Genomic DNA, 14,341 nt, shown 5'->3' on the forward strand with positions numbered 1-14,341 from the left:
GCTCATACTTCCTCTTGGGGCTGATAGAATCCCCCCAGCATTTGTTCGAGTTCCTGTTCTGAAATCTGCGTAATTGAATCAATGTCCGATAAAGAAGCCGGAGTATCTGAGTATGATTCGGGAACTGAAATCGCTTCCTCTGATTCCACCGGAAATAACTCTGACAGAAGATAATGGCTGAGCTGTTCAATCGTTGGATAAGTAAACAACAGGGTTGACGCTAATCTCAGCCCTGTACCGGTACCGATGACATTGCGTAGCTCTACCGCCATCAAAGAATCCATTCCCAGTTCCTGTAAAGGACGATCGCTCGTTACAGAATCATGTTGATCCAACTGCAAAATCGTTTTAACCACTCCTTCGAGATAACGGGACATCTGAGCAAAGTGTGATTGCTGCGCGCTTTGAGTAAGCTGCTCACGGATATTGTGTTTTGGACCCGAGTGCTCCTGCATCATCGGAACAGTACTGTTATCGGTCACATCAAAAGCTTCCAGGAAATCTGACCATCTTCCTTTACTTTTTAATTCCTGACGAAGCACATCCCAATGGGCAGGCATGACTCCAACCTGATGAGCTACCTGAGGCAAACATAAGAATTCAAATGCACGCAGTCCTTGTTGTGGAGTAATGACACCCAGTCCTTTCATTTGAATACGTTCAAGGAGTGAATGTGACGCGGCTGACCCCACATCAGACCAAGCTCCCCAGTTTATACTTAATCCCGGGAGCCCAAGCGAGTGACGATAGCCTGCCAGTGCATCAAGAAAACTGTTCGCAGCGGCATGATTACTCTGTCCGGCATTACCAATCAATGCAGTTGCTGATGAGAACAGCGTAAACATATCGAGATCCATATGTTGTGTGAAATGATGTAGAAGCCAGGCTCCATCCACTTTTGGTGACAATACCTTAGAAAATTGTGCCCAACTCTGCTTGGATAACACACCATCTTGCAAAACGCCGGCTGCATGTATGACACCGGCAAGCGGTGGCATTGCGTGATCAATTTGCTGAAAGAGTGTTGCCATTTCATCATACGATGTCACATCAACTTGATAAATTTGAACGTCAGCCCCGCTGTCGCGAAGTGCACGAATTGTTGATAAAGCAGAATCGTCAGGAGCTGAGCGGCCAATTAAAGCAATATGCCGGACACCACATTCAACCAACCACTGAGCAATCAAGAGACCGAGCCCTTTTAAACCGCCGGTGATCAGATAGCTCCGCTCCACAGAGAGAAAAGCTTGCCCGGATTTACGTTCCTGTATGGCAGACGACATCTGCATATCCAACACAATTTTTCCAGTATGTCTCGCTTGCTGCATAAAACGAAAAGCCTGTACAGCTTTGTCTGCCGGAAAGATCTTTGAAGGTAGTGGCTGATAATCGCCGTGCTCTAACCCTTCAGATAACATCTGAGCCAAAGGAGCAAATATTTGTGGCTGTGAGCCTGTAGTCGCCATCAAATCAATCAGGCTGAAATGTGCATCCGGACGTATTTGATGAATCTGCTCTTCTCCCCACAGTTCACGATCCCGTTTACCGATTTCAACAAACACACCGTCATGAGCCAGAATGTTCAAGCTTTTAGGGATGAAATCACCGGTCAGGCTATTAAGAACAACGTCCACACCGAGACCTTGTGTTTCTTGCATAATTTGCTCGGCGAAATCCAGAGTCCGGGAGTTCATCACATGCCGAACACCTAGTGATTCCAACACTGGCCATTTTTCCGGGCTCGCTGTGGCAAACACTTCACCACCACAGGCCTGAACAACCTGAATTGCAGCCATTCCTACCCCACCGGCAGCAGCATGGATCAAAACCCGTTGACCCGGTTGAATTTGTGCGACATGGCGTAACGCGTAAATGGCCGTTAAAAAAGCAACCGGAACTGTTGCCGCAGCTTCAAAGGTCATCGCAGCGGGGATCGGCATCACTAGATGGGCATTTGTATAAACAAAACGCCCGAAAGCTCCCGGAGCCATAGCCATCACCTTATCGCCGACCTGAATGCCTTCAACATTTTCTCCGACTGAAACGACGACACCGGCGCACTCTCCTCCTAATCCTCCGGGTCGGGGATCCGGATACAGACCCAATGCATCTAAAACATCCATAAAGTTCAGTCCGGAAGCCTTCACCTCAATTTCAACTTCTCCGGCAGTTGGTTTTCTTCGGTGAGAGACAGCGTACTGCATTGTAGACAAATTACCGGGCTCAGAAATCGTTAACTGGCAGTTGTCCCCGTCAGCAACTAATTTCTTCTCATGATAGTAATGCGCCATCCGAGCGACATAACGATTTCCGTCTCTCAATGCGACCTGCTCATCACCACAATCATTGAGCAACTCATCAATCAGGTACAGAAGATTAGAATGATGATCACCCTGAGGATCTAAATCAATCCGGCGGCAATGAAGTTCAGGATGTTCCATGGCAATAACTTTCGCCATACCCCATAAGCTTGACTGTGCAACATTCGGACAATCGAAACCTGCAACAGGCTGTGCTCCTTGAGTCGCAAACGTCAGAGAAGCAGGCAGTTGGACTGATGTTATTGCCTGAGTCAGGTACAACAGACTCCGACAGTTTTGCTGACTGACGGCAGCAAGAGGATGGTTTTCAGCAAGATCCTGAGAAATACCAGATTCCCATGCATATAGAATCTGTGTCTGCGTGCCCTGTTCATGGTCGATGTCCTGCAACAGACGGATGTAATCTGTTGCTTCATCTTCCCGAATCATGTAGTTGTACGCATCGATTTTGCAATATGCATCGCCTCGGACAACTACCGTACAATTCAGTCCGTAATGATTCATCACTTCATGACAACTCGGGGCGCAATAGTCTTCGGCTAAAAACAGGTAGTGATCACTATATTCACTGACAGCTGGGGATTGAGCCAAGATAACTGCCTGTGACGTTTTAGCTTTTGGCTGAACAAGAGTAAACGATTCCAGAGATACCGCTTCTGACAGCAATTGCCACTGAGAGGCAGACATTAACGGATAATCAGGACGAAGTGCATCATCCTGAAAACGCCACCACCCGGTTGTCATACCAAATGTCAGATCTAACCACCGCTGCCGAATCGTACCTTCCAGAATCAGGCAAACACCACCGGGAGCCAGAAGTGATTTCACATGGGTCATCGTTCGGGTCATGTTCTGTGTTGCATGCAGAACGTTAGCTGCAATAATGATGTCATAATCACCAAGCTGAAAACCCTGACTTTGTGGAAAAGATTCGATATCCAGAACCTGATATTTCACAAAATCATAATCACTAAAACGAACTTTCGCCTTTGCAGTAAATGATGGAGATATATCAGTAAATGTATATTCACAGGCAACATCAGCCAACATTCCCAATAGTGAAGAAGTCGTTCCTCCTGTTCCACCACCGATTTCCAGAATACGAAGCCCCCGGTATGCCGGCCGACTTTTAATCAACGACTGCAAACATGATTGCATCTGCCGGTTCATCAACTGTGCTTCCGGCATATTTTCATAAACCGCGGTCGTATCTGACAGATCCCCCCCGGGGAACAACAATTGGATAGGATCGGTTCGATCCGTAATGACATCAGCCAGTTTCTCTCCGCAACGTTTTAACAAACGTAGTGCACTGACTGTTTCCGGAAAGTGTGCCAATAGCATATCTGTCGTATCTGCAATGTCACTTTCAAGATCCAACGGCTCGAAAGGCTGGCAAACCCGCCACTTTTCCCCATCTAATTCAATTAGTTCTGCTTCAGATAGAATCTCAAGCATCCGATTCAACAGACGGATATGATTCGGATGAACAGCAAAATCAGTAGCAAGTTGCCCCGTAGAAAAGACATCGCCAACTTTCCATGACCACCCGAGTACTTCAAATGCCTGTTTGACATAGACAAGACTTAGCTGGTCAAAAACTTGACTGATGAGTCCCAAATCATGACTCGACTCACTCAATATGCATCGTTGAAAATCGACATCCTTTAACGCTACAGATAATCCAATTTGGCCTTGCTGTGTATACAGGTGTTTCTGCTGCCAAAAAATCGAATACAGCCAGTCATCCGAAAAATCACCGGAGGCAGATATTTCCGACTGTTCTTGCAAATGCAGTGTCTCAAACCGGTGTAACTGGAGACTTTCAAGATAACCTACCTGCCGTTTTTCCGCGTCATAAAAGACTAAATCAGCAACTTTAATCTCTCTGTTGTCGGTTACCTGCTCAACGACACACCAGACACTGTCTCCCACCGGCTGATGCATATAAAACCGCCCAATTTTGACCGGAATGTATAGGCCATCAAGCATGTTCTGCTGTTTCATCAGCGCACCGACAGTCTGAAAGCATCCATCTAGAAGTGTTGGGTGAAATATCCATGCACTTGTATCTATCGCATCAGCAACCTCCAGCCAGGCAGCAGCACTCCCTGTACGACTAAAATAAAGTGATGACACACTTTGAAATGCCGGGCCATAAAATACGCCAGAGTCCTGAACATGGTACAACGTCTTTCCATCAACCACGGATGCATTCTCAATCCATTCAGGGAATTCGGATGACTCTACCGATGGTTCAGTTACTTGGAAGAAACCGCTCGCATGTTCTGTCCAAGCACATTCCGATGCGTCCTGTTGACGACTGTATATACTAAATCGCGTCCTTTTCTGCTCTGGCTGAAGCACAGTTTGCAAATGCAGAGGGTCTGCATCCTGTGCAGAAAAGCTTAGCATTGCTCGGATGTTCATATCTTCCAGAACGAACACTTTGTCCGGAAATTGCGCTTGCGCAACAGCAAATCCTGTCTCTAGAAATGCAGCCCCTGGAATGACAACCTGATCATAAACACGGTGGTCATCCCAGAATGCATCTTTCATGCGAGACAACTCCAGAGCAAAAATAGGCACAGGAGACTGAAGCAGTTTGCCCGATAGCGGATGAGCTCCGGAATGAGTCGCGACAGAAGAATATGTGTATTCTTTGTGGGGGCGCTCTGACTGAGTAAAGCTATCAAACCAAAAACGTTGACGTTGAAATGCATAAGTCGGTAACGAGCAAAACTGCAATGCAAAATTCTGATAAAAATTTTGCCACAGCACGCTTGCACCATCGGTATAGAGTTGCCCCAGAGTTGCCATCATTGACTCGGTATCAGGTATCTCTGGCTGAATGCTCGCTAACACATAGAGCTGTTGCTGTTTAAAACACTGCTGCACCATCTTTAGTAATACTGGCTTAGGTCCGACTTCCAGATAACGAATCTCACCACGTAACTGAGTCTGAAGATTGGTGATGCTCTCCATAAAACGAACCGGGGCAGTCACATGCTCAACCCAGTATTCGGGTGACATCAATCGCTCATCTGCCAAATGTCCCGTGACATTAGAAATAATCTTGATCGTTGGTCGGTGGTAAGTCACACGTTCGGCAACGATCCGGAATTCATCCAGCATTGGTTGCATTAGAGGGGAGTGAAAAGCATGCGATACTTCCAATGAATAAGCCGAGATATCTTGTTGCTTTAATATATCAAGCACTTGCTGCATCGCATCTTCGCTGCCGGACAGCACTGTCTGAGTCGGAGTATTACAGGCAGCAATCGACAATGATTCGGCAAAAGGATGGATAATGTCCACCAGATCAGATGCCGGAGCCATCACTGCAACCATAGCACCTTCACCCGGGAGTTCGGACATCAGTTTTCCACGCATTGCAATAAGCAATAATGCATCATTCAAACTAAATACACCGGCAATACAAGCCGCAGCATATTCACCAACACTATGCCCGACAACTGCCGATGGCTGGATTCCCCACGACTGCCACAATTTAGTCAATGCATATTCAAGTACAAATAATGCTGGCTGTGTGTATTGCGTCTGATGGATACGTGCTGACTGAGATTCATCCCATAGCATCGGCAAAATTGAACATCCCAGAATTGGCTGTAGAATTGCATCACACTGGTCAACGACTTGACGAAAATATGGAATGGTGTCATACAGTTCTTTCCCCATTCCAATATATTGAGAGCCCTGTCCGGTGAATAGCAATACAATATCCTTGTTCCCGGAAAATGGAGCAGTTTTCTGCGCCAGAGACGCTTTCTGAAAATCCTGTAACTGACGATACAGACTGTCATGAGTATGGCCATGTAGTGCCAGTCGGTGTCGGAAATGTGTCCGTCCGACATTCGCAGAATAGCAAATATGCTCTAGTGGATATTCCCGGCCAGAATTTGAGGGTTTTAAAAAGTCAATATAACGCTGAACTAAATCACTCAGTGCCTGACCACTTTTTGCGGACAGCGTCAGAATCTGTTCTCTTGGCGGCTTTTCCTTCACACTCAGGGGAGATTCATAATCCGGAGCACTTGAAATCACCATATGAACATTAGTACCACTAAAACCGAAAGCACTGACACCCGCACATGGCAGGCTTGTACCGGATTCAGGCCAGGCCATTTCTTCTCGTACCACCTGAACCGATGTATCTTCCCAATCAATATGCGTATTGGGGCGATGGAAATGCAAGTGAGCTGGTATCCGGCGATTTTTCAGCGCCAGAACAACTTTGATCAGACTCGCCATCCCAGCACAGACTTCCAAATGACCGATATTACTCTTGACCGAACCTATCCATAACGGACGATTTCGGACTTCAGGCTGATGAAAAACCGAGGTCAGTGCTCCAACCTCAATGGGATCACCGAGTGGTGTTCCGGTCCCATGCGCTTCAATATAATCAATATCATCCGGAGTCATACCGGCATTTTTCAAAGCCTGACGAATGACTTCCTCCTGAGCATGGACATTCGGCACAGTCAGACCAGAACTTGTACCGTCATGATTCACTGCCGATCCTTTAATTACAGCAAGAATCTCATTCCCATCAGCAATAGCTTTTGACAGCCTTTTTAATATAATGACTGCGCAACCTTCGCCTCGGACATAACCATTAGCGCTGTCATCAAATGGTTTACACCGACTATCTTCAGAGAGCATCCCCGAACGTGCAAACATAATACTGGTCTGTGGCGATACAATCAGATTAGCCGCTCCGACAATCGCCTGTTGGCACTCATCTCGGCGTAAACTTTCACATGCCATGTGAACTGCAACCAGTGAGGAAGAACAGGCTGTATCAACAACACTACTCGGTCCTTTTAAACCTAAAATATAAGAAATCCGCCCTGCGGCAACACTTGGTGCCGAGCCTGTTCCCATATAACCGTTCACTCGTTCAGGGGCAATACGATTTTGTTCATTAATATATTCAGCACCGCTGTAACCGATAAAGACACCCGTATTTGACCCCATGAGCCGTTCCGGTGACAGATTTCCCCGTTCCAAAGCTGACCAGGTCGTCTCAAGTAGTAATCGCTGACGCGGATCCATATCGATCGCTTCACGGGGGCTAATCCCAAAAAATGCGGCATCAAATTGCTCTATCTGTTCGATAAATCCCCCCTGACGAATCATGGAAACATCCTGAGACAATGATTCTAATATTTCTGCCGACCAACGCCCTTCGGGAATATCGTCAATAGCATCTTCTCCGCTAAGCAACATTTGCCAGTAAGCATCGGGATCATTGACCGAACCGGGAAAACAGCAATCCACAGCAACAATTGCGATCGGTTCATTTTGCGCTGTCGTCAACGATTTTAATTTACCTTCCATTTTTTCAAGCGCAGTCAGAGCCTTGAGTAACCGCTGACGATCATTCTGACTATTATCTCTCATTACATCATTCCATCTTGTTCTTGTTCTAGATTGAGTCGCTATTCGTTAAACCATCGACAAAAGTCAACTTATCATTGAGCCATTCATCCAATTGATCTTCTGCAAAATTTCCTAACTTATCTGCTATCTCCAATTCTGCAGATACAGACTCGGTAACGAGGGCTAGTGATGTTTCATAAACATGTTCATCCTCCACCGTCTCCGGATGAGGTAACAACATTTCTGACAGATGCTGTGCGATCGCCCGGGGAGTTGGATAGTCGAAAATCAACGTACTGCCTAAACGACAGGAAAAACGTTTTTGTAATTGATTTTTAAGCTCGACAGCCATTAATGAATCAACACCGGTATCGGTCAGACGAGCGTCCGCATCCATTGTCTGATGATGGGCAAAGCCAAGAGTTTTCTTGATTTCATGAAGTACTGACTCCAACATCAGTACAGGCTGATCACTGAAGTGAGCATCTCGAATTTCTGCCAGCAGATCATGCTCAGCTTCACAGCGCTCCTGATAGCGTTCATAGAAATGGCGATAAAATGTGTGTTTCATCCGTTCAGATACAGAAGACAGCCATGTCGGCCAATCTATCTGTGCCACACAAAGCCGGGCCGGAAGTGATGGTGACTGCAGAATTAATTGCAACATCTGTAAACCATCAGTGGATGACAAGGGGGTTAATCCGGCCCTTACAAGCCTCTGCTGCTCCTGAGACGAAAGTCTGGCTCCCATCCCCATATCTTGCCATAAAGGCCAGTTGATACTGTATCCGGCAATGCCCAGTTGTCTTTGATAATGTGCCAGTCCATCAAGAAATGCGTTAGCGGCTGCATAATTCGATTGACCTTTTGCTCCCACAACCGATGCCAGAGAAGAATAACTGATAAAAAAATCCAGAGTGATATCGGCATGTCGGCACCATTGATGTAATAACCATGCACCAACTGCTTTAGGCCTTATGACTTCCTCAATCGTATTACGTGTCTGTTGCTCTATCACACCATCATGTAATACACCTGCAGTGTGAATGACTCCTTTTATTAATGGCATCGTATCCCGAATACTGTTCAATGCAGAGGCAAGTTCTGTTTCTTCAGCAATATCAACTTGCCATGAAGAAACATTCACACCTCGGGAACACCAACTTTCAAGAACCTGACAAACCATCTCACTAGGTGCAGAGCGCCCAAGAAGAGCTAAATGTTTAGCTCCCATGTCAACAAGCAGAGCTGCACTGGCAAGTCCAAGATCACCTAAACCACCTGTGATTATATATGTAGCCTGGGGATCAATCGATTCAGGTCTGCTCTCCATTTCTCTGGGTGGCATACACAGAGCAACTTTGCCAATATTTTTACCCTGAGATAAAAGCCGGAATGCCTGTTTAACCGATTCCACAGGGAAAGACTGAACCGGGAGTGGTTGATACAAATTCTGCTGGTAGCCATCAACCATTTCTGATAACAGTTGAGTCTGCAGCCCCGGTGTGACTGCCATTGCCTGTCCTAAATCAAAAGAAAAATACTGAGCGTCGGGCCGATACTGATAAGCCTGCGCCTCACTCCACACACCTATCTTACCAATATCGACAAATCGGCCTTTCGATGCCAGCACATCAAATGAATTCTGAATAAAATCCCCATTGAGGCAGTTCAAAACAACATCTACACCTTGCCCGTCCGTTAGTGTCAGAATCTGCTGACGGAACTCATGGCTGCGAGAATCCATCACATGACAGATACCCTGACTTTCTAAGTGAGCCCATTTCGGCTGACTTGCTGTTGCAAAGACCTCCGCACCTCGTGACAAAGCAATCTGTACCGCAGCCTGACCAACCCCACCGGCAGCCGCATGAATTAAAATACGTTCTCCCGGCTGCAGACAAACCAGATGATTCAGTGCATAACATGCGGTCATAAAAACAGTTGGCAACACTGACGCCTGAACAAAATCCAGTGTCTTCGGCATAGGGACAACACAGTCCTGACTAACCGTGACTGTGCTGGCAAAAGTTCCGGCGGCAAATACAATAACAGACGTCCCTACCCGAATCTGATCAACACCTTCACCAACAGCGGTTACAACCCCAGCACACTCATATCCGAGAGGTAGTTGCTCTGCCGAATGAATGCCAAGCTCTACAGCATGTTCTTCAAGCATCCCCAACGTATATAAAACATCTTTAAAATTGAGGCCACTGGCCCTAACCTGAACCTGAACTTCTCCCTGCCGGGGTTCTCTTTTCTGAATAGTTACCGGATGCAGATTGTCAAACACACCATATTCTGACAACTGAATTTTGAAATCCTGAGTCTTGGTTTTAACATCATGCACAAAGGGTTGAAAACGACTGACAAATCGCTGTTTCCCACGATAAGCAACCTGTATTTCAGCATCGTTGGCAGTTATCTCAGAAACGATGGGCAGGAAATCATTGTCTTCTGATGGCATAACCCTGTCTAAATCAAGATGCAAACATGCCAATTCAGGATGCTCAGCATCGATAGCCTGAATCAAACCATTCAATGTGCTTTGTCTGACCGAATATGTGTGATGATCATTCGGTACAGCACAGGCACCATGTGTAACCAACATGAGCTGTGGCGGTTTATCCTGCAATCGTCGGGACAGAACTTCCACCAGAGACAATATCTGTGTCGGCATTTCGCTCAAAGATTCAATCAACCCATCATCCACTACCTCAGACGAATATACCGTGACAGGAAATTCACTCAGAACAATCACACCATGACAGAAAGGAACCTGAAGAGAAGTAAGCATTGACTCCACTCCGGTCACATCGCAGACAGCACAGTCACATCCCTGCATCCGCAGCAATCTGGCAACCTGTTCGGCAGGTTGAGATTCATTACCGACAATGATCCAAGACTGGCCCGCAACAGAGCGAGTTTCACCCACGTCTGCCTGTTGCCACTGCACTTGGTAAAGTAACTGTTCTGCTTGCTGCCAGGTCATGCTTCGTTTCGACGAACCGGAAACCTGCCGAAGCACCAGTCCTTTGAATTGAGCGACCCACTGACCTTCAGCATTCACAAGGTCTAAATCGGCATAAAGCGATGTTCCGTCAGTCTGAACAGGTGACTGAATGCAGACGTGACACCACAACTCTCGCTCACTGGAGTGGTAAAATGAAACTTGCTCAATGCCTGTCGGTAAGTAGATGGCGTCCTGATGCTGTAACAGCCCACCTAAAGACTGAAAACAGGCATCAAGCAACACCGGATGAAAATCCAGATCATTTTCCAGCAGTTCCGGAAGTTTTATATGGCTAAGTGCTGACTTATCACCAACCCAAAGTTCATCGATTGCCTGAAATGCAGGGCCATATTCCACACCCTGACGGGCCGCACGCTGATAAAAATGATCAGAGAAAATCCTCTGTTGGCAGGATTGCTGCCAACGGTGCAACTGTGCGAGACCATCATTCCGAACCGTATCATGTACTGACGTTATCTGGCATTCTACATGCTGTAACCATTGCGACTGAGCTCCGGAATCATCGGTGCTGAACAGACGACCGATATAGACATCATCTTGCTTTTTCAGGGATGTCTGAACAGAGATAGTGCCTGTTTTCGGAAGCACTAGCGGCTGTTCTATTTTGAAGTTGATGATGGTGTCTTCAGCCCCCCCCGGCAATTGCTTCATCGCCGCCGATATCATTGCCAAATATCCTGCAGCAGGAAAAATAATCTGATCATGGACATTATGGTCAGCAAGATACCCCAACGATGCAGATGAAAGTGTTTTCTCATAACACCATTCATCATAAAGGGTTGCTATCGAAACCGGAGAACCTAGCAAAGAAATCTCTGAATGAGCAACAGGGTTACGCAATGCTGTCTTTCCGGATGCAGATTCAGAATACCAATGCCGCTGACGTTCAAACGGATAAACCGGTAACAACATTTTCTCCCAACGAGAACCCTGATAATACGAAGCCCAAGAAATATGGCTTCCGCACCGGTATATGTGGACTAAAGATTCAGCCAGATATTCAGGTTCTTGGCGGCCTGGCTGAAGACTACCCAGCCATAAGACTGATTCATCCTCAATACATTGCTTTCCTAATGAAACCAAGGTCGGACGCGGACCGATTTCCAGAAATATATTGCCTCCGGATTGCTCTGCCACCCGGATACTTTGAAGAAAATTCACCGGAGCCTGAATATGCCGAACCCAATAATCCGCAGTGCTAATATCATTCTGGGCTATTTGACCAGAAACATTAGATATCAAAGTCCGCTTGGGGATCTCGTAATGAATACTTGCAGCCACTACTGCAAATTCTGCCAGCATTGGCTGCATTAATGGAGAATGGAAAGCATGGGAAACATCTAACTGAGAATATCTGATTTGTTGCTTATCCAGTTGATCAATGATCGATTGTAACGCAGTTTGATCCCCTGAAATGACCGTTTGCTTCGGTCCATTGTATGCAGCGACAGATACTTGGCCAGCGAATGGCACAAGTAATGTCTCCACAATATTTGCATCAGCCATCACTGCATACATTTCGCCTTTTGCTGATAACTGCTGCATCAGACGTCCCCGAGCTGCGATCAGTTTTAATCCATCTTCAAAACTGAACACACCGGCGTGACAAGCTGCTGCATATTCACCAACACTGTGGCCCATCATGGCTATCGGTTCGAGACCCCATGCAAACCATAATCGACCAAGTACATATTCCAGAGCAAAAAGAGCAGGTTGCGTATACTGAGTCTGACTCAATTTGGATGAAAACTCTCCCCAGAGCAAACTAAATAAGGAAACACCCACCTGTTCTATAAATAAATCTTCAATTTCATCCAGATACTGTTTGAATTGTTTATTTCTCCGGTACAGTGTCTGCCCCATTCCGACATATTGAGAACCCTGTCCGGTAAATAAGAACACAATATTGCTTTCGGTAGCAGTTACCTTCTCACTATCAGAATGAACCATTTCCTGTAACTGAGACTGCAACTCAACTTTTGAAGTCGCAGTAATCCCCTGACGGTATTTGAAATGTTTCTTTCCAATATTCGCGCTATAACACAGAGATGATAGTTGCTCTTCCTGAGTATGACTCAGACATGCAGACAATTGTGATGCAACATCCCTAAGCCCTTCTTTCGTTTTGGCAGACCATGTCAAAACATAAGGTGACATTGGCTCCTGATTTGGCTCAGTTGCAGGCACTGGTGCTTCTTCAAGAATCACATGAGCATTTGTTCCGGTGAAACCGAAAGAGCTGATCCCGGCCATTCGGCTTTTCTGCACAGCCTCCCATTCACTCAGCCGGACAGGAATACGAATATTCAATTTATCCCAGGGAATGTGCGGGGAAGGATGATCCAAATGCAAATGAGGTGGTAATTGCCGATGTTGCATTGCTAGTATCGTCTTGATTAATCCGGCAATCCCCGAAGCAGACTCAGTATGACCGATGTTCGTTTTTACAGAACCCACCCATAGCGGAACCGTGCGATCCTGATTAAAAACAGCTGCCAATGCCCGGATCTCAATTGGGTCTCCTAATGATGTGCCTGTTCCATGGGCCTCAACATAGTCGATCATCTTCGGAGAACACCCCGCTTGTTTCAAAGCATTCCGGATGACTTGCTCCTGTGCGTAGGCACTGGGTACTGTCAGCCCGCCGCTGGTCCCGTTCTGATTCACCGCACTGCCTTTGATAAGGGCAAGAATCGTATCTCCATCACTCTGTGCTTGTGACAATCGTTTCAAGACAACCATGCCACAGCCTTCACTTCTGACATAACCATTTGCCGAGGCATCAAATGCTTTACAGCGACCATCTTTTGAAAGCATTTTGGCTTTAGAAGTCACAACATTCATATGTGGATCGAGCAGTAAACAAACTCCCCCAGCCAAAGCCACATGGCTTTCACCAGCGTGCAGGCTCTGGCAGGCTAAATGCACCGCAGTCAATGAAGATGCACATGCAGTATCGACTGCAACAGCAGGACCGTTCAGATTCAACAAATAAGATATCCGACTTGCCGTTGAACTCAGAGATGTACCAACCCCCATGTAAGCATTGGCTTCTCCACCGTGAATCTTGACATAATCGGAACCACTAACACCGATGAACACACCCGTTGAAGTTTGTACTAACTGATCAGGACTAATACAAGCGCGCTCTAATGCTTCCCAGCCGACTTCCAACATTAGACGCTGCTGAGGGTCCATATTTGCAGCCTCACGAGGTGTGATTCCGAAAAAATCCGCATCGAATTGATCGATGTCGGCTAAAAAACCGCCATGGCGACAATACATTTTCCCGGATGCTTCGGGATCTGCATGGTAATATTGTTCAATATCCCATCGACTTGCTGGAATCTCTTCAATAGCATCAATCCCATGACACAATAGTTGCCAGTATGATTCCGGACTGTTGACACCCCCGGGAAATCGGCAACTCATACCTACAACGGCAATCGGCTCACTTGTCTGCTTTTTCAGTGAAGCGATCTCCTTGCGCATTTTTTCCATTTCAAGAAAAGCACGCTTAATTGGAGATAATTGCTGGGAACTTTGCTCTTCTAAGGCTGTATTAGTCATTTTTCTC

Annotated in this window: 2 protein-coding genes; both read right to left on the bottom strand. The window is 46.4% G+C overall.

What is annotated here, in order from left to right:
• Positions 1–2: 2 nt before the first annotated feature.
• The gene (locus VRK_RS14080) at positions 3–7,748 is read right to left on the bottom strand and encodes a type I polyketide synthase (protein WP_059121952.1); all 7,746 of its coding nucleotides are present in this window, start codon (positions 7,746–7,748) and stop codon (positions 3–5) included.
• Positions 7,749–7,773: 25 nt separating this feature from the next.
• A complete protein-coding gene (locus VRK_RS14085) occupies positions 7,774–14,334 on the bottom strand; it encodes a type I polyketide synthase (protein ID WP_059121953.1) in 6,561 nt (2,186 codons plus the stop codon).
• Positions 14,335–14,341: the final 7 nt, after the last annotated feature.

The sequence above is a fragment of the Vibrio sp. MEBiC08052 genome (assembly GCF_001506075.1).
In the GTDB taxonomy this organism is placed as follows: Bacteria; Pseudomonadota; Gammaproteobacteria; order Enterobacterales; family Vibrionaceae; genus Vibrio.

Bases quoted from the DNA above. Each gene is read 5' to 3' on its own strand.
- VRK_RS14080 (WP_059121952.1), bottom strand. From the start codon at position 7,748: ATGAGAGATAATAGTCAGAATGATCGTCAGCGGTTACTCAAGGCTCTG.
- VRK_RS14085 (WP_059121953.1), bottom strand. From the start codon at position 14,334: ATGACTAATACAGCCTTAGAAGAGCAAAGTTCCCAGCAATTATCTCCA.